Origin of the sequence: Phenylobacterium sp. (assembly GCF_004799515.1) — a bacterium.
Taxonomy (GTDB): Bacteria; Pseudomonadota; Alphaproteobacteria; order Caulobacterales; family Caulobacteraceae; genus Phenylobacterium.
The window spans coordinates 1-25,673 of record NZ_SSMX01000021.1; the positions used below are offsets into that span (position 1 = coordinate 1).

The following is a 25,673-nucleotide window of genomic DNA, read 5'->3' on the forward strand; positions in this document are numbered from 1 at the left end:
GGTCACGTCCAGGGAGAGCTGTTCGGGGTCGTGAATCATCGAGGCGCCAAGGCTCTGACAAAGCTGTTTGAAGTAAGGCCGAAGTTCAACCTCATTGAGTGTCGAGGCCACCAATTGCTGCTGTACCGCCGCGACCGACATGACCCGCTCGTGCGCCTCATGCAGATGGGCGCGGACTTCTTCCGACTCCACCTTGCGGGCATTTTGCAGGATCACGCTGGAGATGATCTGGAGGCTGTTGGCGACCCGATGCTGAAGCTCTTGAAGGAGGATGGCCTTCTCGCGGATCAGGTCGTCTTTGACCCTCTCCGCATGGCGCGCGTCGGTGACGTCCGCCACTGTTAACAGCAGGCGAATCTGGTCGGCGTCATAGGCGAGGGCCTGCGCCTTGAGCACCAGCCGGCGAGGTTCGCGGCCTTCCGCTTCGAGGTCCATTTCGTAGGCTTCGACCGAGGCGTGCCCGGTGATCGTCGCGGTAAGCAGGGAGCGGAGCCGGCGCGCATTCCATTCCCCCTTGCCAAGGGAGAATACCGACTGGCCTGCGACGCTTGCCGGATCGATGTGGAAGGCTCCGCAGAACGAAGCGCTCGCCGCGACCACATTCAGGTCGCCGTCCAGCAGAAGCAATGGGACATCGGACGACGCCACGAGCGCCATGGCCAGTGTGAGCGCCACTTCAGGATGGGCAGGAGGCTGGGCGGTCATAGCCACCCCTTCCATGGGTTCCGGAGGCTCGCGAAGCGAAAGCCGTACCCGACAGAGGTCTCGAGGGAGGAAAGCGATCCAGGTTAGGGGCTCCGTCCTCGTTTGGCGATCCTATCACACAACGGGCTCATCGGAGCGCCTATCTCGGCGACGAGACGTCATATTGAACCGTCATCGCCACTGCAACAGTGGATTTTCGTCAATACCCATACCGATAAAATTTGATCACTTTTAATGGAACACATGTAAATCCGTCGAAATTGGTGGCGATTTCGAAATGAATATCGGAACTATATCGGACTCAACGCGCTCTATGTGCAGAGGGTACCCGTATGGATATTATAAATGTCACGATATGCCAGGAATCGAATGGTTGGTTTGTGACGGCTTACAATCGAATGGGGCCTTACAACTGCCGGGAGCAAGCCTCTGATATCGCCAACGGAATGGTTGGCGCCATCCGAATGTCGGGCGGCGAAGCCCAACTCTTCGTTCTGGACAGCAAGGCGATCCACCCGCTCGCCGCGGCTGCGGCTTTGCCGTTGGCGCCTCTCGGCTGGCGCAGCCCTTCGGCGCCGGGACCTCAGTCCTCGATGTCCGGGTATTCCGGGGATGACGCCGCGCTTCCTATCCAGAGCCAGGCGTTGCGGGTGCTCTGCGCGGAGGACAATCCGACCAACCAGAAGGTGCTGAAGGTCTTCCTGGAGATGGCCGGCCTGACCTGCACCATGGTCGAGAACGGCGCGGAGGCGGTGGCGGCTTGGCGGCGCGAGACCTGGGACATCGTCCTGATGGACATCCAGATGCCGGTGATGGACGGCCTGACCGCCACCCAGCACATCCGGGCGCTGGAGTCCGAGACCGGCCGCGCCCGCACGCCCATCCTGGCGGTCACCGCGAACGACGCGCCCGACCGGGTCGCGGCCTATCTGGCGGCGGGCATCGACGCCATCGTCAGCAAGCCCCTCACGGCCACGACGCTCCTGGCCGAAATGGGCGCCGCGCTCGATACGCCCGTCGACCTGTTCGCCAGGAACGCCACGCTCGCGGAGGCGCGGCTCGCGCCCGTCCAAGGCTGATCGCGCGCTGTCCGTCGCTCCGGCGATGTGAGGGCTACACAACCGCTGAGTTTTCCGCTTCATCCAGCCGGCGCGGGCTGCGCGGCCGCCGGACAGGGTGTTCAAGGCGCGGATGGCGGCTTAGCCTGCGGCGGCGCGAAAGACACCGATGGCGGATACGAACTACTACGGCGACAAACCGCTTTCCCTGCCCAGGCTGGCCTATCGCCGCTTGGCGAAGGGCGTGCAGGAGACTCCGGACCGGCGGGCCGAGTTGCTGGCGGCCGCGGCCGCCGAGCTGAACGGCGCTCCGGGCGACTTGCGGAAGATGAAGTTCGTCTTGCCGGACTATCTGCGACGGCTCCTGACCGCGGAAGAAGCCGCCAACCTTGAGGCCGGGATCGCGGCGCGGCACGCTCAGGCCCAGCGGTTGAAGATGGCCTTCCCGCACGCCAGCGACGAGTTCAGCCTGAAGTCAGAGTTCCTGGGAACGGTGCTCGACCTCAGCGGCGGCCCAAGCCTGCGCGGCGGCGGGCGTTTCTTCACCATCGGCTCCTGTTTCGCCCGGAACATAGCCAAGTACCTGACCTCGCGCGGCTATGAGGCCCAGGCCTTTCAAATGGCGGAGGACCTCAACTCACCCATATCCAACGCCGTGATCTTAGACCTGCTGCAGCGGCCCGAGGCCGAGCGCGGCGGGCTGATTGCCGACTGGGTCGGCCGGCTGTTCCCGGAGGCGGACGCGGCTCAGCATTCGGCGGCGGCGGAGGGCCTCCTGCGTCAGATCGGCGAGCTTGCCGTGTCCCTCGCCACGGCCGACTGCGTGGTCATGACCTTGGGCAACCTCGTCGACTTCTTCAGCGCCGATGGCGATGCGAGCCAACCGCTGCTTGAGAGAGTGTTCCCCAAGTTCGTGGCCGTCACCGCCATCGAGAACCTGGAGAGCGCGGCGAACGCGGCGGCCCGGCTGAAGCGCCTGGGCGCGGTCCTGAGGCTCGCGACGCACGACGAGGCCGAGGAGGCCATCGGGCTCTGCGTCGCCGGTGTCCGCTCGGTCACCAGCGCGCCGCTGGTGATCACCCTGTCGCCGGTGCCGGTCGACAACGTCATGGGCCTGGCCGGTCCGCTCCGCAGCGCCATCGAGATCGACGCCGTCAGCAAGGGCCGCCTGCGTTCCGCCCTGGACGAGGCCTGGCCGGCGCTCGAGGCGGCGCACGCGCCGCTGGCCTACTATCCCTCCTTCGAGATTGTCCGCTGGATCGCGCCGATGGTGACGACGCCCATCTTCGGGCGGGAGGACGGCGCGGCGCGGCATGTCTCGGCGTCGATCCTCGACGCCGTCTGCGGCCTCTTCGTCGATCGATTCGTCGCCTGGACCCCGGACGCGGCCGCGCCGGAGCCCGCTCGAGTTCTGGACGCCACATGAATCAGATCGCCCCCAAGGTGTCGGAGACAGATCCCGTCGAGCGGGAGACGCTCTACAACCTCATGAACGCGCCGATCCGGCCGTATCCCTATCCGCATTTCTACGCGCAGAACGTGCTGCCGCCCGGGTTCTACGACGAGGTCCAGGCCAACATCCCGCGCCACGAGGCCATGGCCCCGATCAGCGAGGTCCGGCCGGTCAGGGGCTATAAGGACCGCTTCGTCATGCAGCTGGGCGGGCCGCTGGAGCAGCTCCAAGGGCCTCAGCGGACGTTCTGGGAAGGCGTCGGCGCCTGGATGCTCTCGGGCCGGCTGCGCGAGCACCTGCTGGCCAAGTTCCGGCCCTTGGTGGCGCACCGCTTCAGCGGCGTGGAGGGGATCGCCTTCTATGACGAGGCGATGCTGGTGGAGGACCTCACCAACTACGCGCTGGGGCCGCACACCGATGCGATGAGCAAGGTCATCACCTTGTTGCTCTACCTGCCTCAGGACGACTCCCAGGCCCGTTATGGCACCTCGATCTACGCGCCTAAGGACCCGGCGCGCCGGTGCCCGGGCGGACCGCACTACGACCGTTCGGAGTTCGACCGCGTGACCACCATGCCGTTCACGCCGAACAGCGCCTTCGGCTTCGTGAAGTCCGACGATACCTGGCACGGGGTCGAGCCGGTGACCGAGCCGGACGTCCGGCGCTGGCTCTTGCTCTACGACATCAAGGTCAGGCGGATGCCGCCGGCCGAGACGGCCTGAGGACAGGGAGGTCGGCGCCATGCTGGGTCTGATGATGGATCGGGCGCTGACCCTGCCCTCGATCCTGGAGTACGCCGCGCAGTACCATCCGGACCGCCAGGTGGTGGCCCGCACGGTCGAGGGGCCGATCCATCGGTATGGCTATGCTCAGGCGATGGCGCGGACCAAGCGGATGGCCAATGCGCTGATCGCCATGGGGGTGCGGCCGGGCGACCGGGTGGCGACGCTGGCCTGGTCGACGCACCGGCACTTCGAGCTCTATTTCGCGGTGACCGGGATCGGGGCGGTGCTGCACACCATCAACCCGCGCCTGCACGCCGACCAGATCGTCTGGGTGGCCAACCACGCCGAGGACGCCTTCCTATTCTTCGACATCAGCTTCGCGGCCCAGGTCGAGGACCTGAAGGCCCGGCTGCCGCTGGTGAGGCGCTACGTGGCCATGACCGACCTGGCCCACCTGCCCGCCGACGGGCCGCCCGAGGCGCGGGTCTACGAGGACCTGATCGCCAGCCATTCGCCGGAATTCGATTGGCCGGAGCTCGACGAGCGGCAGGCCTCGGGGCTCTGCTACACCTCCGGCACCACGGGCAATCCCAAGGGGGTGCTCTATTCGCACCGCTCCACGGTGCTGCACGCCATAGCGCTGGGCCTGCCGGACGCCTTCGACCTCTCGGCGCGCGACGTGGTGATGCCGTGCGCGCAGATGTACCACGCCAACGCCTGGTGCACGCCCTACGCGGCCCCGCTGGTGGGCGCGAGCCTGGTGCTGCCGGGCCGGGCGCTGGACGGGGCCGGCATCGCCGGGCTGATCCAGCGCGAGGGCGTCACCTTCCTGCTGGGCGTGCCGACCATCTGGGTGGGCGTCGCCGACCACCTGGACCAGGCCGGCGAGCGCCTGACGTCTGTGAAGACCATCGCCATCGGCGGCTCCGCGCCGACCGCGGCGCTCGTCAGCCGCATCGAGCACCGGCTGGGCGGCCAGGTGCGCCAGATCTGGGGCATGACCGAGACCAGCCCGCTGGGGGTCATCAACACGCCGCTGCCGGAACATGCCGGCGAGGGCGCGGGGGCCGTTCTGCAGCGCAAGCTGAAGCAGGGCCGCGGGCTCTACGGCGTGGACCTGCGGATCGTGGGCGAGGACGGCGCCATCCTGCCGCGCGACGGCAGGAGCGCCGGGCGGCTGCAGGTGCGCGGGCCCTGGGTCGCCAGCGCCTATTTCAAGCAGGATGGCGGCGAGGTGTTCACCGAGGACGGCTGGTTCGACACCGGCGACATCGCCACCCTCGACGCCGAGGGCTATCTGCGTCTCACCGACCGGGCCAAGGACGTGATCAAGTCCGGCGGCGAGTGGATCTCCACCCTCGACCTGGAGGACGCGGTCTGCTCGCACCCCGCCGTCGCCATGGCCGCGGCGGTGGGCGTGCCGCACCCGAAGTGGGACGAGCGGCCGCTGCTGCTGGTCACCCTGCGCCCCGGCCAGACGGCGGACCCGGAGGACCTCAAGGCCCATGTGGCGGCGCGGGTGGCCAAGTGGTGGACACCGGACGAGGTGCGCATCGTCGACGCCCTGCCGATCGGGCCCACGGGCAAGGTGCTGAAGCGCGAATTGCGTGACCAGTTGGCCACGCCGGCGGCGGTTCCGGCTTCAGAAAGCTGAACAACACCGAACCAAGCCTTTCAGACGGCGTTCCACACACCCAGGTGACAGTTGGCAGGTGACCTTCGCCACCCACCTGAGGAGACCGGGAACATGCCGCGTAAAAGACCCAAGGGTGTCCTGGCCATGGGCTGGGCCAGCTTCGAGAGCGCCGCCCTGGGCCGCACCGAGCATGCGCCGACCTCCGCCGACTATCCCGAAAGCGTCGTCAGCCGCACCAGCTTCACGGCCGGCGGCGGCCTGGGCTGGCGCATCTCGGCGCTGGAGACCCCGCGGACAACGCCGGCGCCCTGGAAGATCGTGGTGATCACCGGCGCGCCGTCCTGGGCCGAGTACTGGGCTGAGACGCTGGCCGAGCTGCCGCAGGACCGCGAGATGATCGTGGTCGACCGGCCGGGCTATGGCGCCTCCGAGCCCGCCGAGCCGGTGAAGGACATCCGCACCCAGGCCCAGGCGCTGGCGCCGGTGCTGGAGGCCGCCAGGGGCCAGAAGGTGATGCTGGTCGGCCAGAGCTATGGCGCGGCGATCGCGACCCTGATGGCCGAGGCCAATCCCGGCAAGGTGCAGAGCCTGGTGCTGCTCTCCGGCTTCTTCGGCGAGACGGGCCCCACCTCGCGCTGGCTGATCGACGTCGGCCTGAAGGCGGTGAAGATGATCCCGCGCGACCTGCGCCACGCGGTGCTGGAGGCCTCCGGCCAACGCCCGCAGTTGGCCTACGCCAAGCGCGCCCTGGCCCGGCTGACCATCCCGATCCACATGGTGCATGGGGACAAGGACGACTTCGCCCCCATCGAGGCCGCCGAGCGGCTGGCGGCCGAAACGGTCACGCGCCATCCGATCCAGTTCCACCGGGTGGCCGACGCCAACCACTTCCTGAACGACGGGCCGGCCGAGGCGCTGATCGCGGCGCTGGAGGTCTGCATCCCGGCGACCAAGCGCTGGACCTTCCGCTGGCCGAGGCTGCCAGCCTTCGACCTGCCGCGGGCGCTGGGCCTGGGCGGTTCGAGGCAGGCGGCGGGCGCTTAACGGCTGACCACGCCCACGAAGGCCGCGAAGCCCAGCACGACCGTCCACGGCGGCAGCTTGGCGACCTGCAGGAAGACGAAGGCGATGGCCGCCAGCGCCCAGTCGCTGGGCCGGCGGATGGCGGTGGTCAGGACCGGATTCCACAGCGCCGCGGCCAGCACGCCCACGACCACCGCATTCAGGCCCGCCATGGCCCCGCGCGCGGCAGGCGCGGTCTTGAGGCGGTCCCAGAACGGCAGGACGCCCAGGATCAGGAGCAGGCTCGGCAGGAAGATGGCGCCGAGCGCCACGAGGCCGCCGCGCCAGCCGCCGGGCGCCACGGTCTGCGCCGCGCCCACGAAGCCCGCGAAGCTGAACAGCGGGCCGGGCAGGGCCTGCGCCGCCCCGTAGCCGCCCAGGAAGCTGTCGAGGTCGAGCCAGCCGCGGTTGACCACCTCGCCCTGCAGCAGGGGCAGCACCACGTGGCCGCCGCCGAACACCAGGGCGCCGGCCCGGTAGAAGACGCTGGCGAGGCCGAGGCTCGGGCTGTCCAGCCATGCGGCCAGGACCGGCAGCAGGCCCAGGAGCAGGACGAAGAGCGCCAGGGCCGCGCCGGAGACCGCAGGCGCCACCCTGTGCATCGCCGGGTCGTCCGGCGCCGTGGCGCCTGGCGGCTCGCGCAGGAGAGCCAGGCCGAAGAGCCCGCCGGCCGCCAGGGTCATCGCCTGGACCATCGGCCCGTGGGCGATCAAGAGGCCCGCCGCGCCGCCGATGGCGATGCCCGCGCGGATAGGCCCGACCGCCAGGGTGCGGGCCATGGCGACGAGCGCCTGCAGCACCACGGCCGCCGCAGCGATCTGCAGGCCATGCAGCACGCCTTCGCCCAGGCCGCCCTCGATGCGCGGCGCGACATAGCCCAGCGCGATCATCGCCGCGCCCGCCGGCAGGGTGAAGCCCAGCCATGCGGCGAACAGGCCCAGATAGCCCGCGCGGCGCAGGCCGATGGCCATGCCGAGCTGGCTGGACGCGGGCCCGGGCAGGAACTGCGCCAACGCCAGCAGGTCGGCGAAGGCGTCCTCGGTGAGCCAGGCGCGGCGCTCGACGAACTCGCGGCGGAAATAGCCGATGTGGGCGACCGGTCCGCCGAAGGCGGTGAGGCCCTGGGCCAGGAAGGCGGCGAACACCTCCCCGACGCGGCTTGCCGGCGGCGCGCGCTCGTCCATCAGGTCTTGTCTTGCGGCGCTCCGCAGCACGTGTCGATTCCTTATGCGGACAAGGAAGCCGGGCTTTTGGGCGGGCTCAGGGCGAAAGCCCCTTGGCCGGGCAAGCTGATCGGCGATAAGGCTTTGCCCCGAAAGCCCGGGCCGCGGGCTCATCCCAGGGATCAGCGAGAGGAACGTCATGAAGGCCGCCGTGCTGCGCGAAGTGGGCAAGCCGCTTCAGATCGAACAGGTGCAGATCAACAAGCCCGGCCCGCATGAGGTGCTGATCCGCACCGCCGCGGCCGGCCTCTGCCACTCCGACCTGCACTTCATGCAGGGCTCCTATCCGCATCCGCTGCCGGCGGTGCTGGGCCACGAGAGCGCCGGCATCGTCGAGCAGGTGGGCTCGGAAGTGCGCACGGTGAAGCCGGGCGATCATGTGATCACCTGCCTGTCGGCCTTCTGCGGCCACTGCGAGTTCTGCCTGCAGGGCCACATGAGCCTGTGCGTCTCGCCGGAGACCCGGCGCGGCAAGGAAGACGAACCGCGCCTCTCGGCCGAGACCGGGCCGATGATGCAGTTCCTGAACCTCAGCTCCTTCGCCGAGCACATGCTGATCCACGAGCACGCCTGTGTGGCGATCCGCAAGGACATGCCGCTGGACCGCGCCGCCCTGATCGGCTGTTCGGTGACCACCGGAGTCGGCGCGGCGATCCACACCTCCAACGTGCGCCCGGGCGAAACGGTCGCGGTGATCGGCTGCGGCGGCGTGGGCCTCTCGGCGATCAACGGCGCGGCGATCGCCGGCGCGGGCCGGATCATCGCCATCGACATGGTCTCGTCGAAGGGCAACCTCGCCATGGAGTTCGGGGCCACCGACTTCATCGACGCTTCCCAGACCGACGCGGTCAAGGAAGTGATCGAGATGACCAAGGGCGGCGTGCACCACGCCTTCGAGGCCATCGGCCTCGCCAAGACCGCCGAGCAGGCCTTCAACATGCTGCGCCGCGGCGGCACGGCCAACATCATCGGCATGATCCCGATCGGCCAGATGGTCAGCGTGATGGGCGCGGCCTTCCTGGGCGAGAAGAAGCTGCAGGGCTCGCTGATGGGGTCGAACCGCTTCCCGGTCGACATGCCGCGCTTCGTCGACATGTACATGGCCGGCAAGCTGAAGCTCGACCAGATGATCTCCCAGCGCATCAAGCTGGAGGACGTCAACGAGGGCTTCGAGGAGATGAAGAAGGGCGAACTGGCCCGCTCGGTCATCGTGTTCGACACCTGAGGTCTGGTCTGATCGTTCCTCCTCCCCTGCTGGGAGGAGGTGGCCCGCGGAGCGGGTCGGAGGTGGGGTTTCTCAGGCGTCGCAGCAGCGGCGGAAGCTTCGTATCGCGGAGAGGTGAGCGCGACCCCACCTCCGTCAGCCTTCGGCCGACGCCTCCTCCCATAAGGGGAGGAGGAGCAGCGCGTACTGCTCAGGCGTTGGGCGTCTTCGGCGTCATCACTAGCCACGGCGTCGGACGTATGCGCCATTCCCAGACCGCCAGCAGCTGGTCGAGGTGCGCGAAGGACTTCAGCCAATCCGGCATGTCGAAGGTCTTCGGCTGTTGGTCGACGCGGACGATGTCGTGGGTCGGCGAGAACCGCTGCAGCAACGTCGCCATGGCGCCAGGCCGGTAGAGGTCGTGGGTCTCGACGATCACGTGCATGCCGCCGAGCGCCGGGCTCAGCGCCGGCTGCAGGATGTCGACCTCCGCGCCCTCGGCGTCGACCAGCACCAGCGCGCGGCGGCCGGCGAAGGCCTCGAAGCCGTCCGGCTTGAACTCCGCGCCGACCCGCACCCGGTCGCCCACCCCGTTGCGCCGGGCGAGGTCGGCGCAGGCGGCGCGCGCCTTCTCGTCGATGTCATAGGCGTGGACGGTGGCGTCCGGCATCAGCCGCGCCAGGCCCACGGCGTAGTAGCCCTCGGCGCAGCCCACATCGATCACGTCGTCCACCGCGCCGATCAGGGCGGCGAAATGCGGATGCAGCTCCGATTCGTAGGTCCCCAGCAGCTTGGGGATCAGCGCGCCCTCGGTGGAGGACTCCACAAAGTCCATGCCGGCGAACGGACCGCCCCAGATACGGGGGCCGTGGTGGGAGATGTAAGTCCTGGCGAGGGCTCCGGACCGCCAGCGGGCGGCCAGGCGCAGGAGGTTGTTCAGGTGGTCGATATCAGGCTCAGGCGGCCAGCCGGCCACCATCTGGCGCACCAGGCCGGCGGCACGCGCCGTGAAGGGGCCGGCCACGGCGCGGCGGTCCTCAGCGGTCCAGGCGGACGGGGCCGGAAGCCGCGGCGGAGGCGAGCGTCGGGCCCGGCCGTTCGGCGCGGGCCAGCAAGAGGCCGTCGATGCGGGCCTTCTCGCCGTTGAAACGGGTGAGGTCGCCGCCCGCCAGCACAGAGCCCTGCGGCACCTTGGCGCCGATGGGGTTCACCCGCTCGCCGTTCTTCCAGATCTCGTAGTGCAGGTGCGGACCGGTCGCGAGGCCCGTGGCGCCGACATAGGCCACCACCTCGCCCTGGCGGACGTGGACGCCCGAATGGATGCCGGCGGCGAAACGGGAGATGTGGCCGTAGCCGGTGTCCCAGCCCTCGGAATGGCGGATGCGCAGCCAGTTGCCGTAGCCGCCCCAGGGCCCGGCCTGGGCGACCACGCCATCGCCCGCCGCCAGGATCGGCGTGCCCATGCCGGCGCCGAAGTCGATGCCCTGGTGGGCGCGGGTGTAGCCCAGGATCGGATGCTTGCGCATGCCGAACAGCGAGGTGATGTGCGCCCCGTCGACTGGCGTCTTCAGCAGGAAGCCTTTGATGTTCTTGCCGAACTCATCGAAGTACTCGACGTCGTCGCCGCGCGCGAAGCGGTAGAACTTGACCCCGTGCAGCTCGGCGTACTGCAGGTCGCCGGCCTCGACCGTACGGCCGGCCTCGGTGACCTTGCGGTCGAACACCAGCTTGAAATCGTCGCCCGGCTGCAGGTCGCGCTGGAAGTCGAGCTTGTGGGAGAACAGCTTGACCACCTCCGCGGTGATCTGCGGCGTGGCGCCGATGCGCTCGGCGCTCTCGTAGAGCGAGCCGGTGATGGCGCCGTCGGCGACGGTGGTCTCATCGCGCAGCTTCTCGTCCAGCTCGCGCAGGCGAAGCGCCCCGTCGAAGCTGCGCGAGAGGGTGATGGCGGTGGCCGGGCCGGTGCGCAGGGATAGGCCGATCAGCTTGGCGTCGCCGGCGCTGGGCTGGGCGATGGCGGTCTGGATCAGCATCCCGGCCTTCAGGTGGACCGTGTCCATGGCCTTGGACAGCATCTCCACCGCGAGCTGGGCCTCGGCGGGGCCGACGCCGGCGCGGCGCACGGCGCCCTCCAGGGTCTCGCCGCGCTGCAGCTTGACCGGCACATTCTGCGGCGCAGCCAGGCCCGGCTGGACCTGGGCGCGGGTGAAGGCGGCGTTCTGCAGGGCGGCGACGGCGGTGGGATCGAGCGGCGGCGGGGCCTTGGGCGCGCCGTGGGTCAGGAGAGCCCCGGCGCCAACGCCGGCGGCGATCATGACGGCCGCGCCAGCGGTCAGGAGGGCCGGAACCGGCCGAATGAGGAGCCGCCGCAGATCGAGTTGTCGCATCACGCCCCCACGCTGGATCAGTCTGGTTAAGGCCTCGTCGCCGTGAAGCCAAGTCTTCCGCAGCCCTAAGCCATCGCCGCGTCGGCGCCGAAAAGAAGGCGCGGCGGGCGAGAAGCTCCGTCCTCGGTCGATTTGCCGCGCGGCGGCGTCAGATCAGGCTGAGCACCAGCTCCGCGGGCCGGCAGAGGGCCGCGCCCCTGGGCGTGGTCACGATCGGCCGCTCGACCAGCGCCGGCTGCAGGATCATCGCCGCGATCAGCATCTCGTCGGACGCGTTGGGGTCGGTGAGCCCAAGCTCATGGGCCTCGGTGCCGCGCACGCGCAGCACCTCATGAGCGGTTTTGCCCAGGCGTTTGAACAGGTCCTGAAGCTGCGGCCGGGTCCAGCCGACCTTCAGGTATTCCACCACGGTGGGCTCGATCCCGCGCTCGCGCAGCAGGGCCAGCGTGTTGCGGGAGGTCCCGCAGTTGGGGTTGTGGAAGATCGTGACGTCGCTCATGGCGGGCTGGCTTAGCGCGGCTTCCGGCAAGGGAAAAGCGTCACCAGGAAAAGCTCCGCGTTCCGGTCAGGACGGTGGAGTCGGAGGTGTCGAACGCCATGACGTCCGCCGGCCGGCGCGGCAGGGGCGGCGCGGCGGCGGGCCACTGCTCGACGGTGGCGGCATAGGCGACGGTCAGCCTGCCGGGGCCGGCCGGGCGCAGGATCAGATCGAAGCCATCGGGAGCCGCCGACCAGTTCACCCCGGCCGACTTGCCGGGCGGGATCGCCAGATGCACGGCCGCGCCGCCCACCGAGGTGACGGTGGCCACGGTGTTGCTGGTCAGGCGAAGCCCGATGGTCCGCGCGCCCGGCGGCGGGACCACATGCAGGACGAGGTCGCCGTCCGCGCCCCTGGCCAGCGACATCTGCGGGCCGGGCAGGTCGAGGTAGGGCGCGCTGGCCGCGTCCATCGGCCTGGTGAAACGCCAGTTGGAAAATTTGGTCAGGCTCGCCCCGCCGGTCTTCAGCACGCCCGCCGACCAGGGATCGAGCCCAGGCGTCACACTGACCCGCCAGGCGCTGCGGGCGTCCTGGTCGATCTGGTAGACGACGTCGGTGGCCAGCGGATGGCGCGCATCATAGGGGTGGTTCAGGCGTACGGCCGCGGTCAGCGCCAGGCCCGCGACCAGCAGGATCGGTCCGACCAGCCGGGCGGGCGGCGCGCCCTCGTCAGGCTGGGCCAGCGGCCAGATCACCGGCAGGGCGATCAGCAGCGGCAGGGCGAGCAGCTCGGGCAGGTCGAGGCTGAGGTAGGACGAATGTGCGAAGCCGGCGGCGAAGGCCAGGCCCACCGCGCCCAGGATCCCCAGGACGATCAGGCTGGCCGGGCCCCGGCGGGCGGCCAGGGCGGTGGCGGCGGCGCCCAAGGCGCCTAGCGTCAGCGGCCAGGCGAGCACGAAGGCGGCGGGCGGGGCCAGCGCCTGGGCGACGGCGCCCAAGACGAGCAGCAGGACCATCGCGCCGGCCCAGGCGCCCGCGCGGCTGACCGGGCGGCCATAGGCCAGCGCCCCGACCACGGCGGCCGCGGCGGCGATCTCCAGGGCCAGGACGTCGAGGCCGCCGGCCAGGCAGCTCAGGAGGGCCGCCAGCAGCGGCAGCAGGATCACCCGGCGCCGCCCGCGGGCCGCCTCGGCGATGGCCAGGAGCAGCATGCCGAGGCCGGTCAGGACCAGGGCCGCCTCCCAGCGCGGCGCCTGGGCCAGCAGGAACCGCTGCGCCAGGAAGCCGAACGCGGCGCCGGTGGCGCGGCGGGTGAAGTGCATCAGGACGACGGCGCTCAGGACCGCGAACAGGGCCGCGCCGGCCCCGCGCGCCAGGTCGAGCCACGGGAAGGCCTCGACCCGCCGGGCGCGCATGACGCCCCAGGCCAGCAGGGCCGCGGAGACCGCCAGCACCAGCCAGCCCACGGCCGGCGGATAGGCCAGGGTCAGGCCTCCCGGCGTCTGGCCGAAGACCACGTCCGGCGCGCGGGCCGGCAGGACGGGCGAGAAGGCCACGGCGGCGGCGCTCGCCAGCACCTGCTGGCCGAGGTCCTGCAGGGTCCCGCGGTCGGTGGTGGCCGGCGTCGAAGAGGGCGAGTGGTAGTCGAACTGATGGCCGATGAAGGCGTAGTTCATCCCCGCCACGCCGGCCTTCCGCGACACCGTGAAGTCCGTGTCGTTGGGCATGTGCTGGTAGACGAAGCCGGTCAGCGACGAGGCCTGCGGCCTTACGGCGGTGCGCTGCAGCAAGGCCACGGTCTGGCCGTTGTCCTGGCCGGTCTGGAACATCTGCGCCCGGCCCGCCGAGCCGCGGGCCTCGAGGTTGATGAGGAAGCCGATGCGCTTCGCCGACGGGTCACTGGCGAAGAAGGCGTTGGCGCCCAGCAGGCCGGCCTCTTCGCCGTCGGTCAGCAGCACCATGACGTCGCGGGCCGGGACGCCGCGCGCCTGGATCGCGCGCACGGTCTCCAGCACGGCGGCCACGCCCGCCGCGTCGTCGGCGGAGCCCGGCGAGGCCGGCACGCTGTCGTAGTGGGCCATGAGCGCCAGCGCCGGCAGGCTGCGGTCCTTGCCGGGCAAGACGCCCACGATGTTGTCGACGAAACCGCCGGCGGCGCGGGTGGGGTCGAAGCGGGAAACCTCGACGCCGGCGCCGCGCCGCACCTGCGGATCCAGGCCCATGGCGGCCATGCGTTGGACCAGCACGTCGCGGGCCGCGCGGTCGGCGGGCGAGCCTATCGGATGCGGGACCGAGGCGATGGCGCCGATGTCGGCCATCGCCCGCTCGGCGGAGAAGTCGGCGGCCGCGGCGGCAGCCGGCGCGGGCGCAGGCGTGCGCGCGTCCGCCCAGGCGATCAGGGCCGCGGCGATCAGGGCTGCGGCCAGCGCAAGCAGTCGTCCCAAGGCGTCCCTCCGACGCGATTTTGCGCGGGAGCCTAGCCTCAGGGCCGGAAAACGGAAGCGTGCTTCGCCGACGGGCGAAAATCAGTGGCCGAGCAACTCGCGGATGCAGGCTGGCAACTCGCCGCCCAGCAGGGGCTTTTCCAGGATCCGCGCGCCGAGCGCCTCGGCCTGGCTGCGCACCGCCGGCTTGGGCTGGGTGGTGATCAGGATGGCGGGGCAGGTCAGGCCGCGGCGGCGCAGCTCCGCCAGGGCCTCGACGCCCGTGCTCCCCGGCAGGTGCTGGTCCAGCACCAGACAAGCGGCGGCCAGCGGCCCGCAGCGGTCCAGCAGGGTCTCCGCCCGGTCGTGAACCTCGACGGCGAACCCCTCGATCTTCAAGGCGAATGTCAGGGCTTCGCGGACGGAGAGATCGTCCTCGACCAGCAGGATCAACGGTGCGGGCAGATCGCGAGCAGGCTCCATCGTCTCCACCGTGGGCCCGCGATGCGCTTCGGATCCCGACCGCTTTCCATGGGCGTCTTCGACGGCGTTCGGCCGCCCTGAGGTCGCGTACTGCGCCCTTTAGCCCTCGGTAGCACCTGCCCGGGGCGGTCCAAATTTGGGACCGATCCCTAGGGAAATCTACGTACCGGGACCCGCGGGGTACTCGAATTGCCCAGAGATATCATTGGTTTGCGGCTTCCAATTCCAGCGCGGAAAAGCAAGATTCCGCTCGACAAAAGGCCGCATCGGCTTAGGGAAGCAAAGAGAGATTATTCAACCCTGGGGGGAAATAGGCAACTGGGTGGCGTGACATGTGATCAAGTCGTCCTGATGCGTCGGCCATTGGGGCGCGTCGGCCTTCGGCTCCGCCGGTTTTCGGCGGGCGCCGACGTGGGCCGAGTTGTGCGTTCTCCAGCCGCCGACCATCGCGGAGGGTCGGCATGAACGACATCCACCGGACAAGTCGGTGGGCCTCGCGCTTGCTGCTGACCCTTGCCGTCATCCTGATCGCGGCGGGGGCGGCGATCCGGGTGCATGCCTGGAACGACAGCGACCGCGCCCTGCAGTCCGCCGTGCGGACCTTCCGGACCATGGACAGCGCCGAGGAACTGGCGATGCACCTGGTGCTGGCGCGGGCCGCCGGCCGCGGCGGGGCCGGTTTCGGCGACGACGTCCGCCAGGTCCGATCGCACGAGGCCGCGCTGGTCCGCCTGACGAAGAGCCAGCCGGCGCAGGCGGCGCGGGCCGCCCGCGCCACCGCCCTGGCCGAACAGGAGATCGCCGACCTTACCCGCGGCGCGCCGGTGGCGGACTCGGCCGCGGCGGCGCGGGCCGCCGGGGACATCGTCGAGGCCGAGCGGGCCAAGGCCGGCGCCTACAGCGGCCAGTTCCGCGCCCAATGGGTCCAGACCATCCTGGCCTTGGCGGCGATCTGCGGCGGTTTGGCGGCCGGCTTCGCGGCTCTGCTGCTGTTCCTGCGCCGCATCGACCGCCAGGAGAACGCCCTCGCCCAGGCGGCGGAGGACCTGTCGGTCGCCGGCCGCGAGGCCCAACGCAACGCCGCCTTCCTGGAGGGCGTCGGCGCGGCGACGCCGGACGTCATCTACGCCAAGGACCGCGACCTGCGCTTCGTCTACGCCAATCCCGCCGCCGCCGCGGCCATCGGCCATCCGCTGAGCGAGATCCTGGGCCGCCGGTCCGGCGAGCTGGCGACCGACCTGATCGAGCTGGAGGACCATGAGGCCGCCGATCTCGAGGTGCTGCAGACCGGCCGCCGGCGCGCGGTGGAGGGCCGGTTCACCGGGCCGGACGGGACCGTGCGGTTCCTGCGCTCGACCAAGTTCGCCCTGCGCGACCCGGCGGGCGCGATCACCGGCGTCGCCGGCCTGACCATCGACGTCACCGAGTCCTACGCCTTCCGCGAGGCCCTGGTGGAGTCGGAGGCCAAGTACCGTTCGGTCGCCAACGCCATGCCGGCGCTGGTCTGGTCGTCGGACGCCGAGGGCGAGCGAGACTTCTACAACGACCGCTGGCGCCAGTTCTTTGGCGAGGACCCTGAGGTCACCATGGGCTGGCGGTGGCTCTCCAAGGTGCATCCCGACGACCGCGCGCGGGTCGAGGCCCACGCGCGCGACAGCATCGCCGCGCGCGAGCCCTATGACATCGAGTACCGCCTGGTGGGCTCGAACGGCCCACGCTGGTTCCTGGAGCGGGCGGTGCCGGTGCGCAATGAGGACGGCCACGTCCATCTCTGGAAGGGCGCCTGCATCGACATCGAGGAACTGGTCCAGAGCCGCCGGGCCAAGGAGCAGGCCTTCGCCGACCTGCAGGCGCGCGAGGCCCACCTGCAATCGATCCTGGGCGCGGTGCCCGACGCCATGATCGTCATCGACGACCGCGGGGAGGTGCAGTCGTTCAGCGCCGCGGCGGAACGCCAGTTCGGCTGGTCCGCGGCCGAGGCCATCGGCCGGAACGTCAGCTTCCTGATGCCCAGCCCCTACCGCGAGGGACACGACGGCTATCTGGCGCGTTACCTCGTAACCGGCGAGCGCAAGGTGATCGGCATCGGCCGGGTGGTGGTGGGCTTGCGCAAGGACGGCTCGACCTTCCCGATGGAGCTGTCCGTGGGCGAGATGCAGTCGGGCGAGCGGCGGTTCTTCACCGGCTTCGTCCGCGACCTGACTGAGCGCCAGGCGGCCGAGCGCCGCTTCCAGGACGTGCAGGCCGAACTGGCCCACGTCTCGCGCCTGTCGGCCATGGGCGAAATGGCCTCGGCCCTGGCGCACGAGCTCAACCAGCCCTTGTCGGCGACCGCCAACTACATCCAGGGATCGCTGCGCCTCCTGAGGGAGGACCCTGTCGACGTCGTCATTGTCACAGAGGCGCTCACCGTCGCCGGCGAACAGATGTTCCGGGCCGGCGATATCATCCGCCGGCTGCGGGATTTCGTCTCCAAGGGTGAGACCGAGCGACAGATCGAAAACCTGCCGCAATTGCTGGAGGAGGCCGGCGCGTTGGCCATGGTCGGCGCCAAGGACCGCGGTGTGCGCCTGACCTATGACATTTCGCCCAAGATCGACCTGGTGATGGTCGACAAGGTGCAGATTCAGCAGGTGGTGCTGAACCTGATGCGCAACGCCGTCGAGGCGATGGCCGACAGCGAGCGCCGCGAACTGGTCGTGGCCGCCGGCTCGGCGCCCGACGACATGGTGCTGGTCTCGGTCAGAGACACCGGCAGCGGCCTCAACCCCGAGGTCGCCGCCCAACTGTTCCAACCCTTCGTGACCACCAAGCAGCAGGGCATGGGCGTGGGTCTGTCGATCTCGCGCACCATCGTCGAGGCGCACGGCGGCCGCATCTGGGCCGACAGCGAGCCCGGGCAGGGCACCACATTCCATTTCACGGTGCGAGCCGTGCGTGAGGAGGAGATGGCCGATGGCGAACTCGTCTGAGGTCTATGTCGTGGACGACGATGAGGCGATACGCCGGTCGCTGGCCTTCCTGTTGCGAACGGCGGGAATCACGTCGCACACCTATGAGAGCGCCGAGATCTTCCTGGCGCAGGCGCGGGACCTTCCGCCGGGATGCGTGGTCACCGACGTGCGCATGCCTGGCGTCGACGGCATCGAGCTGGTCCGCCGCCTGGGCGAGGAGAAGCTGCCGCTCTCCACCATCGTCATGACCGGCCACGGCGACATCGCGCTCGCGGTCGAGGCGATGAAGGCCGGCGCTGTGGACTTCATCGAAAAGCCTTTCAAGGACGAGGTGATGCTGGGCGCGGTGCAGAAGGCCCTGGTGGTCGACGGCCGCACCGCGCAGGACGACAGCGCCAAGCAGGCCTATCAGCAGGCCTTCGTCACCCTGTCGCGCCGCGAGCGGGAGGTGCTGGAGCAGGTGGTGGCCGGCAAGACCAGCAAGGTCATCGCCTACGACCTGGGCATCAGCCCGCGCACCGTGGAGGTCTACCGGGCCGGGATGATGATGAAGACCGGCGCCAAGAGCCTGTCGGAGCTGGTGCGCATGGCGTTGTTGGCCGGGATCTGACCGCGCCCGCAGGGTGGGAGCCCAGATAGCGAAAGGGCGCCCCGCTTGCGCGGGACGCCCTTTCATTCAGCGACAGGTGTTGGCGGGCTTCAAGCCGCCGCGACGGCGCCGATTTCCTGCGGGTCGCGCAGCACGTAGCCGCGGCCCCAGACGGTTTCGATGTGATGCTTGCCCTCGGCGGCGGCGGCCAGCTTCTTGCGCAGCTTGCAGATGAAGACGTCGATGATCTTCAGCTCCGGCTCGTCCATGCCGCCATAGAGGTGGTTGAGGAACATTTCCTTGGTGAGCGTCGTGCCCTTCCGCAGGGAGAGCAGCTCCAGCATCTGGTATTCCTTGCCGGTCAGGTGCACCCGCAGGCCGTTCACTTCGACGGTCTTGGCGTCGAGGTTGACCAGGATGTCGCCGGTCTTGATCACCGACTGGGCGTGGCCCTTGGAGCGGCGGACCACGGCGTGGATGCGCGCCACCAGCTCGTCCTTGTGGAACGGCTTGGTCATGTAGTCGTCGGCGCCGCCCGAGAAGGTCTTCACCTTCGTGTCGATCTCGGCCGAGCCGGACAGGATCATGATCGGGGTGTTGATCTTGCCGACGCGCAGGGTGCGCAGGACGTCCATGCCGCTCATGTCGGGCAGGTTCAGATCCAGCAGGATCAGGTCGTAGTCGTAAATTTTGCCAAGATCGACGCCTTCCTCACCGAGATCGGTGGTGTAGACGTTGAAGCCCTCCGACTTGAGCATCAGTTCGATGCTCTGCGCGGTGGCGCTGTCGTCTTCTATCAACAGTACCCGCATATCGCTCTCCCAGTGCGTCCCCGCGTGGCCCGCGAATTCAGAGAATCCGCCCCAAACCTCGCCGTTAACCTGCCCAAGAGTTAATTTAAGACTGGTTAATCGGGAGTATCGGCCCAGGAAGAATCGTTAATCCGATGCGGATTCGGCAGCAAGAGTCGCAGGGTAGCCAACGAGTCGCAGGGGCGTTGAATCTTTTGTGATTGGACAGTTAGGCCGAACCGGCGGGTTTGCGGGCGCCGCCGGAACAGGGCTTGGCCCGCAGCCGTTTGATCCCCAGATTCAAGCTGTCGGCGATGTCGGGAGGATGCATGCGCGGTGGGTTCAAGCCCCTGGAAGGGCAAGTGATTATCGTTACCGGAGCAGCGTCCGGCCTGGGCCTTGAGGCCGCGCGGCTGGCGGCCAAGGCGGGCGCGGCCGTCGTGCTGGCGGCTGGCGACGACCAGGCGGTGCGCGCAGTCTGCGCCGAGCTTGGCCAGTCCGGCGGCCGGGTCCATCCGGTGGCGGCCGACGCGGCGTCCGAGGCGGGCTGCGACCGTGTGGCGCGTGCGACCGCGGCGCGGTTCGGGCGCATCGACAGCTGGATCGAGGCCGGCGGCGGGGAAGCCGCCCTGGCTCACGCCGCCAAGGCGCTCTCTCTGCACCTGGGCGAACGCGACGAGCCGACCGCCCTCGTGGGCTTCGGCCGGCGCATGGGCCGTGCGGCGCGCGGCGAGCTGCGCCAGGCCAAGGGCCGTATCGCCGCGACCCTGATCCGCCTGCCGCGGGACTGGCGGCCCGACAGCCCGGCCAAGGCCGCGGCCCAAGCGGCGCTGCACGCGGTCGCCAGGCCGATGGGCTCCATGGCCGTGGCCGCCAAAGGCCAGCGGCTGAGCACTGTCACCGCGGCGCGCAAGCATCCCGGCGTGATGGCGGGGCTGGGCGTCGGCGTCCTGGCCCTGGCCGGCGTGGCGTTGTGGCTCGGGCGGGGACGGCTGTCCGGTGCGGCGGAGGCGGTGCGTCCGCGGGTGGCGCGCGCGGTGCGGCCGGCGGTGCTGGGCGCGGTGCGCCGCAGGCCACTGCAGGCGGCGAAGCTGGCGGCGAAACACCCCCGTCAGGCGCTGAAAATCGCCCGGGCGCTGCGCTGATCTTCATGACGCCTTAATCACGTTTGGGCGATGCTGCGGCCCTCAAGTCGAGGGCTGTTCGTGAAGAGTCTGGTGGCCGCGGTCGAGCGGCTCGATCCCCTGACCGTCGCCGGCCGCGTGGCCGCGGTGAACGGCCTCCTGATCGAGGCCCGGGGCGGACTGACCAGGCTCGCCGTCGGCGCCCGCGCCGAGATCGACCGCCTGGGCGAACGCCCGGTCGCCGCCGAGGTGGTGGGCTTCCGCGACACCCGCGCGCTCCTGATGCCCTTCGGCTCCGTCGAGGGCGTGGCGCCGGGCGCGGAAATCCGTATCGAGCCGCAGGGCTCGGCGGTGCGCCCCACCAAGGCCTGGCTCGGCCGCATCGTCGACGCCTTTGGCCACCCCATCGACGGCAAGGGCCCGCTGACCCAGGGGCTCGCCGCCTATCCGCTGCGCGCATCGCCGCCCAGCGCGCACGCCCGCGCCCGGGTGGGCGAGCGGCTGGACCTGGGCGTCCGCGCCATGAACGTCTTCACCACCTGCTGCCGCGGCCAGCGCCTGGGCGTCTTCGCCGGCTCCGGCGTCGGCAAGTCGGTGCTGCTTTCCATGCTGGCCAAGAACGCCGACTGCGACGCGGTCGTGGTGGGGCTGATCGGCGAGCGGGGCCGCGAGGTCCGCGAGTTCATCGAGGAGACCCTGGGCGAAGAAGGCCTGAAGCGCGCCATCGTGGTGGTCGCCACCTCCGACGAGCCGGCGCTGAAGCGCAGGCAGGCCGCCTACATGACCATGGCCATCGCCGAGTACCTGCGCGACCAGGACATGGAGGTCCTGTGCCTGATGGACTCGGTCACCCGCTTCGCGATGGCGCAGCGCGAGATCGGTCTGGCCGCCGGCGAACCGCCAACGACCAAGGGCTATACGCCGACCGTCTTCACCGAATTGCCGAAACTGCTGGAGCGGGCCGGCCCCGGGCCGATCCGGCCGGACGGCACGCGGGCCGGGCCGATCACCGGCATCTTCACGGTGCTGGTGGACGGCGACGACCACAACGAGCCGATCGCCGACGCGGTGCGCGGCATCCTCGACGGCCACATCGTCATGGAGCGCGCCATCGCCGAGCGCGGCCGCTTCCCGGCGATCAATGTCCTGAAGTCGATCAGCCGGACCATGCCCGGCTGCCATAACCCGCAGGAGCGCGAGATCGTCAAGAACGCCCGCCAGACCTTGTCGGCCTACGCCAACATGGAGGAGCTGATCCGCATCGGCGCCTATCGCACCGGGGCCGACCCGCAGGTCGACCGCGCCATCAAGCTGAACCCGGCCCTGGAAGCCTTCCTGGGCCAGGACAAGGATGAGGTCACCAGCCTCTCCGCCGGCTTCGAGCGCCTGCACGGCATCCTGAACAGCGTGGCCGCATGAGCTGGGCCGACTCCTTGATCAAGCTCTCCACCTATGAAGTCGAGAACCGTCAGCTCCGCCTGACCGAGATCGCCCGCAAGCGCGCTGACGCCGAGACCCGGCTGCGGGTGCTGATCGCCGAGGGCGAGGCGGAGAGCAAGCGCGCGACCCAGGACGCCGAGGCCGGCTGGTACCACGCGGGCTTCGCCGCGGGCCTGAAGGTCCGCAAGGCCGCCATCCAGGCCGAGATCGACGCCCTGGAGGCCGAGGAGCGTGGGGCGCGCGAGGCCCTGGCGGAGGCCTTCGAGGAGCAGAAGAAGTACGAGCAGGTGGCCGAGAACATGCGGGTCGCCCAGGTCAAGGAAACCAACCGCCGCGAGAACGCCGAGCTCGACGAGGTCGGCATGCGCGCGGCGAGGCGCCAGGCGAGCTAGGGCGCGGTGCGCTTGCGCTCGGCGTCGACGTCGGCGCGCAGGACGGCGAGGTCCTCGCTGATCTTGAAGATCGCCACGTAGAACTCGCAGAACGAGCGCCACAGCAGGACCAGCGCGCCCATCACCAGCAGGCCGCCGATCACCACCGGGACGGCCAGCAGCAGGCCGAACGGGAACGGGTCGCGGATCGCCACGCCCACCGCGGCCCCGATGGTGCCGAAGGCGCCCAGCGCGATCAGCGAGAGGCCCGCCCAATAGATCACGTGGATCACCTGGCTGGTCATCAGGTGCTCGAAGGTGAGCAGGTCCCAGAGGACCGCGGAGCCCGCGCCTTTTGGTCGGTTGAGAGGTCGCCGCATCCGTTTCCCAAGACTCGTCCGGAGCTTCGCGCGGCTCCGGCTCGCACCGCTACCAGCCTGGGCGGGCGGCGGCAATGGCGGCCGGTTCAGCCCGGCAGCTTGACGCCGGCCTCTTCGGAGAGTGGGTCAGCCGCGGCCGGGCTGCGGGCGACAGCCGCCCGCAGCATCACCGCGCCGGCGTAGGTGACCACCACGACCACGCCCCAGCGGAGCCACTCCAGCGGCAGGGACTTCACGACCAGCGCGGCGATCAGCACCGCCGGGATACCGCCGAGCGCCATGCCAAGGACGAGGCGAAGGTCGAGCGGCCGGGCCGAGACGATCCTCGCGCCGCTGGTCACCATCAGCAGCGCCGCCGAACCCATCATGATCGGGAAGGCCGCCCGCGGGTCCATGCCCAAGAGGCTGACCAGGATCAGGGTCGGCGCGAAGTTGCCGACGCCCAGGTTCATGAGGCTCCCGAACACGAAGCTCGCGGCGACCACCAGGGCGAAGGCGAGCGGCGGCAGGCTGGTGGCGACGCCGCCGTGCGGCATCAGGCCCAGGTTGGAAAGCGTGAAGCTGGCTGCGGCGATCAGCAAGCCAAGGCCCATGGTCGCGCGGATCGGGGTGATCGGCAGGCGCGCCCCCACCGAGACGCCCAGCACCGCGCCAGCCACGGAGGCGCCGATGGAGAGGCCGAGCAGCAGCGGATCCACCTGCACCGAGGTGATGAACACGAACCCTTCCGTGGCCGCGGCCAGGGCGTAGCCGGAGATCATGGTCGCCGGGATCAGCTCATCCGGCACGCGGCGGCGGAACTTGAAATAGGCGGTGGTGGGCGCGAAGCAGCCGATGCCGAGGGCGTCGAAGAAGCTGGTCACCGCGCTTAAGGCCACGCCCTCCAGCGACGGCGCGGCCGGACGGCGGCGCAACGCCAGCCCGAGCGCCACGGCGAAGACCGCGCTGGCCACGCCCAGGGCGGTGAGGAGGAGGATCAGGATCATGCCGGCTCTTCGGGCCCCCGCGCGGCGCAAGCCTCGACGGTAGCCTAAGGCTGGATGTCCGCACGGGATTTCTTGCGGGGCCGCGCCGGCGTCAGATCTGGCCGACGGTCTTCAGCTTGGCGCGGGGATGGACCTCGTTCTGGCTCATCACCGGGGTCTGGCCGCGGAAGCGCTCGATGATCGAACGGACATAGGGGCGGATGGTCGGGCTGGTCAGCAGCACCGGGCTGTCGCCGGAGAGGGCGGCGCGTTCGAACACCTCGCGGATGCCGCGCACGAAGTCCTGCAGGCGCGAGGGGGCGAGCGCCAGCTGCTTGTCGTCGCCCTGGCCCACAAGGCTGTCGGCGAAGGCGTTCTCCCACTCCGGCGTCAGGGTGACGATGGGCAGGGCGCCGTCGTCGCCGCGGTAGGCGAAGGAGAGCTGGCGGGCCAGGCGCGCGCGCACCTGCTCGACCAGCATGGTCACCGAGGTGGTGTGCGGCGCGGCCTCGCCGATGCCTTCCAGAATGGCCGGCAGGTCGCGGATCGAGACGCGCTCGCGCAGCAGCGACTGCAGCACGCGCTGGATGGTGGTGGCCGTGACCACCGCGGGGACCAGGTCGTCCACCAGCTTCTTCTGCTCGGCGGGCAGGTCCTTCAGGAGTTTCTGGACTTCCGCATAGGAGAGCAGGTCCGGCATGTTCTCCTTGAGGATCTCGGTCAGATGGGTGGTCAGGACCGTGGCCGGATCGACGATGGTGTAGCCGCGGAAGGTGGCTTCCTCGCGCAGGTTCTCGTCCACCCAGGTGGCGGGCAGGCCGAAGGCGGGCTCCTTCACGTGCTCGCCGGGCAGGTCCACCTGGCCGCCGCGCGGGTCCATGGCCATCATGTGGCCCAGGCGCACCTCGCCGGCCCCGGCCTCCATCTCCTTGATGCGGATGCAGTAGCCCTGCGAGGGCAGGCGCATGTTGTCGAGGATCCGCACGCTCGGCATGACGAAGCCGTAGTCGGCGGCCAGCGTCTTGCGCAGCGCCTTGATCTGGTCGGTGAGCCGGCGGCCCTCCAAGTCGTTGATCAGGCCCAGCAGGCCATAGCCCAGCTCGATCTTGATCTCGTCGATGGCCAGCGTCTGGGTGATCGGCTCGTCGGCCGGCGCCGCCTCGGCGGGCTTCATCTCGACCGGCGGCGGCTCCTTGGACTTCTGCGAGCGCCGCCAGGCCAGGGTCCCCGCGCCCAGCGAGATGGCGGCGAACGGGATGATCGGCATGCCCGGCACGACAGCGATGACACCGGCGGCGGCGGCCACCATGCCCAACGCCACCGGGTTCATGGCCAGCTGGGTGACCAGCGCCTTGTCCGCCGAGCCCTCGACCCCGGACTTGGAGACCAGGAAGCCCGCGGCGATGGAGATGATCAGCGCCGGGATCTGGCTCACCAGGCCGTCGCCGATGGTCATGATGGTGTAGGTCGAAGCCGCCGTGGCGATCGGCACGTGATGCTGCAGCACCCCGATCAGGATGCCGCCGATGATGTTGATGGCCACGATGATCAGGCCGGCGACCGCGTCGCCGCGCACGAATTTCGACGCGCCGTCCATGGCGCCGAAGAAGGTCGACTCCTGCTCGAGGTCCTTGCGGCGCTGCTTGGCCGTGGTCTCGTCGATCAGACCGGCCGACAGGTCGGCGTCGATGGCCATCTGCTTGCCCGGCATGGAGTCCAGGGTGAAGCGCGCCGCCACTTCCGCGATCCGGCCGGAGCCCTTGGTGATGACCACGAAGTTCACGATCACCAGGATCGCGAAGACGATGATGCCGATGACGTAGTTGCCGCCCATCATCAGGCGGCCGAAGGATTCGATGATGTGGCCAGCCCCGTGCACGCCCTCGTGGCCATGGCCGAGGATCAGGCGGGTCGAGGCGATGCCCAGCGCCAGTCGATAGAGGGTGGTGACCAGCAGCACCATCGGGAAGCCGGTGAACTCCAGCGGCTTCTTGATGAGCAGCGAGGTCATCAGGATCAGCACGGCGCTGGTGATCGAGATCGACAGCAGCAGGTCCAGCAGGAACGCCGGGATCGGCAGGATCAACAGGACGACGATGCCGACGACGCCCAGCGCGAGCGCCACCTCGCCGCGCGCGACCCAACCCAGCATCTCGCGGGCGCTGGGGGCCTCGCCAGGCCTGGACGAAGGAAGGGACGCGTCAGCCATCGTGCTCAGTC

At 69.9% G+C, this 25,673-nt stretch carries 22 protein-coding genes; 11 read left to right on the top strand and 11 right to left on the bottom strand.

Annotated elements, in window-relative coordinates:
- Window positions 1-705, bottom strand: a 705-nt coding sequence (locus E8A49_RS07830) for a histidine kinase dimerization/phosphoacceptor domain -containing protein (RefSeq protein WP_293378607.1), incomplete at its 3' end; no start/stop codon positions are given.
- Between the two features lie 593 nt (window positions 706-1,298).
- Here E8A49_RS07830 and E8A49_RS07835 point away from each other — a divergent pair.
- The 5 genes from E8A49_RS07835 (at window position 1,299) to E8A49_RS07855 (ending at window position 6,621) form a co-directional block, all read left to right on the top strand.
- Window positions 1,299-1,784 (top strand): response regulator, encoded by a 486-nt coding sequence (locus E8A49_RS07835; RefSeq protein ID WP_293378610.1) that lies wholly within the window; start codon window positions 1,299-1,301, stop codon window positions 1,782-1,784.
- Window positions 1,785-1,932: 148 nt separating this feature from the next.
- Window positions 1,933-3,189 (top strand): GSCFA domain-containing protein, encoded by a 1,257-nt coding sequence (locus E8A49_RS07840; protein ID WP_293378613.1) that lies wholly within the window; start codon window positions 1,933-1,935, stop codon window positions 3,187-3,189.
- Window positions 3,186-3,938 carry a hypothetical protein gene (locus E8A49_RS07845; RefSeq protein WP_293378616.1) on the top strand — a complete coding sequence of 251 codons (753 nt, stop codon included), beginning with the start codon at window positions 3,186-3,188 and terminating at the stop codon, window positions 3,936-3,938. The genes E8A49_RS07840 and E8A49_RS07845 overlap by 4 nt, the downstream gene beginning before the upstream one ends.
- Window positions 3,939-3,957: 19 nt before the next feature.
- Window positions 3,958-5,595, top strand: a complete 1,638-nt coding sequence (locus E8A49_RS07850) for a long-chain fatty acid--CoA ligase (RefSeq protein ID WP_293378619.1) — start codon at window positions 3,958-3,960, stop codon at window positions 5,593-5,595.
- A 93-nt stretch (window positions 5,596-5,688) separates the two neighbouring features.
- The gene (locus E8A49_RS07855) at window positions 5,689-6,621 is read left to right on the top strand and encodes an alpha/beta hydrolase (RefSeq protein WP_293378622.1); all 933 of its coding nucleotides are present in this window, start codon (window positions 5,689-5,691) and stop codon (window positions 6,619-6,621) included.
- Here E8A49_RS07855 and chrA read toward each other — a convergent pair.
- Complete coding sequence (chrA, locus tag E8A49_RS07860; protein ID WP_293378625.1) at window positions 6,618-7,823, bottom strand: chromate efflux transporter; 1,206 nt, start codon at window positions 7,821-7,823, stop codon at window positions 6,618-6,620. The two genes, E8A49_RS07855 and chrA, sit on opposite strands and share 4 nt — an antisense overlap.
- Window positions 7,824-8,001: 178 nt before the next feature.
- On the opposite strand from chrA, the gene E8A49_RS07865 reads away from it, so the two are divergent.
- A complete protein-coding gene (locus tag E8A49_RS07865; protein WP_293378628.1) occupies window positions 8,002-9,087 on the top strand; it encodes a Zn-dependent alcohol dehydrogenase in 1,086 nt (361 codons plus the stop codon).
- Between the two features lie 190 nt (window positions 9,088-9,277).
- Here E8A49_RS07865 and E8A49_RS07870 read toward each other — a convergent pair whose 3' ends face one another.
- The 5 genes from E8A49_RS07870 to E8A49_RS07890 all read right to left on the bottom strand — a co-directional run bounded on the left by E8A49_RS07870 (window position 9,278) and on the right by E8A49_RS07890 (window position 14,839).
- Window positions 9,278-10,090, bottom strand: a complete 813-nt coding sequence (locus E8A49_RS07870) for a hypothetical protein (RefSeq protein ID WP_293378631.1) — start codon at window positions 10,088-10,090, stop codon at window positions 9,278-9,280.
- Between the two features lie 13 nt (window positions 10,091-10,103).
- A complete protein-coding gene (locus E8A49_RS07875; RefSeq protein WP_293378634.1) occupies window positions 10,104-11,453 on the bottom strand; it encodes a M23 family metallopeptidase in 1,350 nt (449 codons plus the stop codon).
- 148 nt (window positions 11,454-11,601) lie between these two features.
- Window positions 11,602-11,952, bottom strand: a complete 351-nt coding sequence (gene arsC, locus E8A49_RS07880; RefSeq protein ID WP_293378637.1) for an arsenate reductase (glutaredoxin) — start codon at window positions 11,950-11,952, stop codon at window positions 11,602-11,604.
- A gap of 40 nt (window positions 11,953-11,992) precedes the next feature.
- Complete coding sequence (locus E8A49_RS07885; RefSeq protein ID WP_293378640.1) at window positions 11,993-14,377, bottom strand: M20/M25/M40 family metallo-hydrolase; 2,385 nt, start codon at window positions 14,375-14,377, stop codon at window positions 11,993-11,995.
- Between the two features lie 81 nt (window positions 14,378-14,458).
- Entirely contained in the window at window positions 14,459-14,839 is a 381-nt protein-coding gene (locus E8A49_RS07890) for a response regulator (RefSeq protein WP_293378642.1), read from the bottom strand.
- Between the two features lie 461 nt (window positions 14,840-15,300).
- On the opposite strand from E8A49_RS07890, the gene E8A49_RS07895 reads away from it, so the two are divergent.
- Window positions 15,301-17,811, top strand: coding sequence for a PAS domain S-box protein (locus tag E8A49_RS07895; RefSeq protein WP_293378645.1), 2,511 nt, complete (start codon window positions 15,301-15,303; stop codon window positions 17,809-17,811).
- A complete protein-coding gene (fixJ, locus tag E8A49_RS07900; protein WP_293378648.1) occupies window positions 17,795-18,403 on the top strand; it encodes a response regulator FixJ in 609 nt (202 codons plus the stop codon). Before E8A49_RS07895 ends, fixJ begins: the two co-directional genes overlap by 17 nt.
- 89 nt (window positions 18,404-18,492) lie before the next feature.
- Here fixJ and ctrA read toward each other — a convergent pair whose 3' ends face one another.
- On the bottom strand, window positions 18,493-19,194 hold the full coding sequence (gene ctrA, locus E8A49_RS07905; RefSeq protein ID WP_293378651.1) for a response regulator transcription factor CtrA: 702 nt from the start codon (window positions 19,192-19,194) through the stop codon (window positions 18,493-18,495).
- 341 nt (window positions 19,195-19,535) lie between these two features.
- Here ctrA and E8A49_RS07910 point away from each other — a divergent pair, with 341 nt between their 5' ends.
- The 3 genes from E8A49_RS07910 to E8A49_RS07920 are packed head-to-tail and all read left to right on the top strand — an operon-like array spanning window position 19,536 to window position 22,129.
- Complete coding sequence (locus E8A49_RS07910) at window positions 19,536-20,318, top strand: SDR family NAD(P)-dependent oxidoreductase (protein WP_293378654.1); 783 nt, start codon at window positions 19,536-19,538, stop codon at window positions 20,316-20,318.
- Between the two features lie 60 nt (window positions 20,319-20,378).
- Window positions 20,379-21,716: a flagellar protein export ATPase FliI gene (fliI, locus tag E8A49_RS07915; RefSeq protein ID WP_293378657.1), complete on the top strand. Its 1,338-nt coding sequence runs from the start codon at window positions 20,379-20,381 to the stop codon at window positions 21,714-21,716.
- Window positions 21,713-22,129: a flagellar FliJ family protein gene (locus tag E8A49_RS07920; RefSeq protein WP_293378660.1), complete on the top strand. Its 417-nt coding sequence runs from the start codon at window positions 21,713-21,715 to the stop codon at window positions 22,127-22,129. Before fliI ends, E8A49_RS07920 begins: the two co-directional genes overlap by 4 nt.
- On the opposite strand, the gene E8A49_RS07925 is transcribed toward E8A49_RS07920, so the two are convergent.
- The 3 genes from E8A49_RS07925 to flhA form a co-directional block, all read right to left on the bottom strand.
- Window positions 22,126-22,488: a DUF4282 domain-containing protein gene (locus E8A49_RS07925; protein ID WP_293378663.1), complete on the bottom strand. Its 363-nt coding sequence runs from the start codon at window positions 22,486-22,488 to the stop codon at window positions 22,126-22,128. The two genes, E8A49_RS07920 and E8A49_RS07925, sit on opposite strands and share 4 nt — an antisense overlap.
- Before the next feature lie 86 nt (window positions 22,489-22,574).
- Window positions 22,575-23,474, bottom strand: a complete 900-nt coding sequence (locus E8A49_RS07930) for a sulfite exporter TauE/SafE family protein (protein WP_293378666.1) — start codon at window positions 23,472-23,474, stop codon at window positions 22,575-22,577.
- A gap of 91 nt (window positions 23,475-23,565) precedes the next feature.
- The gene (gene flhA / locus E8A49_RS07935; RefSeq protein ID WP_293378669.1) at window positions 23,566-25,662 is read right to left on the bottom strand and encodes a flagellar biosynthesis protein FlhA; all 2,097 of its coding nucleotides are present in this window, start codon (window positions 25,660-25,662) and stop codon (window positions 23,566-23,568) included.
- Window positions 25,663-25,673 lie beyond the last annotated feature (11 nt).

Coding starts and splice junctions, on each gene's coding strand:
- E8A49_RS07835 (WP_293378610.1), top strand. CDS start 1,299: ATGTCCGGGTATTCCGGGGATGACGCCGCGCTTCCTATCCAGAGCCAG.
- E8A49_RS07840 (WP_293378613.1), top strand. CDS start 1,933: ATGGCGGATACGAACTACTACGGCGACAAACCGCTTTCCCTGCCCAGG.
- E8A49_RS07845 (WP_293378616.1), top strand. CDS start 3,186: ATGAATCAGATCGCCCCCAAGGTGTCGGAGACAGATCCCGTCGAGCGG.
- E8A49_RS07850 (WP_293378619.1), top strand. CDS start 3,958: ATGCTGGGTCTGATGATGGATCGGGCGCTGACCCTGCCCTCGATCCTG.
- E8A49_RS07855 (WP_293378622.1), top strand. CDS start 5,689: ATGCCGCGTAAAAGACCCAAGGGTGTCCTGGCCATGGGCTGGGCCAGC.
- chrA (WP_293378625.1), bottom strand. CDS start 7,823: ATGGACGAGCGCGCGCCGCCGGCAAGCCGCGTCGGGGAGGTGTTCGCC.
- E8A49_RS07865 (WP_293378628.1), top strand. CDS start 8,002: ATGAAGGCCGCCGTGCTGCGCGAAGTGGGCAAGCCGCTTCAGATCGAA.
- E8A49_RS07875 (WP_293378634.1), bottom strand. CDS start 11,453: ATGCGACAACTCGATCTGCGGCGGCTCCTCATTCGGCCGGTTCCGGCC.
- arsC (WP_293378637.1), bottom strand. CDS start 11,952: ATGAGCGACGTCACGATCTTCCACAACCCCAACTGCGGGACCTCCCGC.
- E8A49_RS07890 (WP_293378642.1), bottom strand. CDS start 14,839: ATGGAGCCTGCTCGCGATCTGCCCGCACCGTTGATCCTGCTGGTCGAG.
- E8A49_RS07895 (WP_293378645.1), top strand. CDS start 15,301: ATGAACGACATCCACCGGACAAGTCGGTGGGCCTCGCGCTTGCTGCTG.
- fixJ (WP_293378648.1), top strand. CDS start 17,795: ATGGCGAACTCGTCTGAGGTCTATGTCGTGGACGACGATGAGGCGATA.
- ctrA (WP_293378651.1), bottom strand. CDS start 19,194: ATGCGGGTACTGTTGATAGAAGACGACAGCGCCACCGCGCAGAGCATC.
- E8A49_RS07920 (WP_293378660.1), top strand. CDS start 21,713: ATGAGCTGGGCCGACTCCTTGATCAAGCTCTCCACCTATGAAGTCGAG.
- E8A49_RS07925 (WP_293378663.1), bottom strand. CDS start 22,488: ATGCGGCGACCTCTCAACCGACCAAAAGGCGCGGGCTCCGCGGTCCTC.
- E8A49_RS07930 (WP_293378666.1), bottom strand. CDS start 23,474: ATGATCCTGATCCTCCTCCTCACCGCCCTGGGCGTGGCCAGCGCGGTC.
- flhA (WP_293378669.1), bottom strand. CDS start 25,662: ATGGCTGACGCGTCCCTTCCTTCGTCCAGGCCTGGCGAGGCCCCCAGC.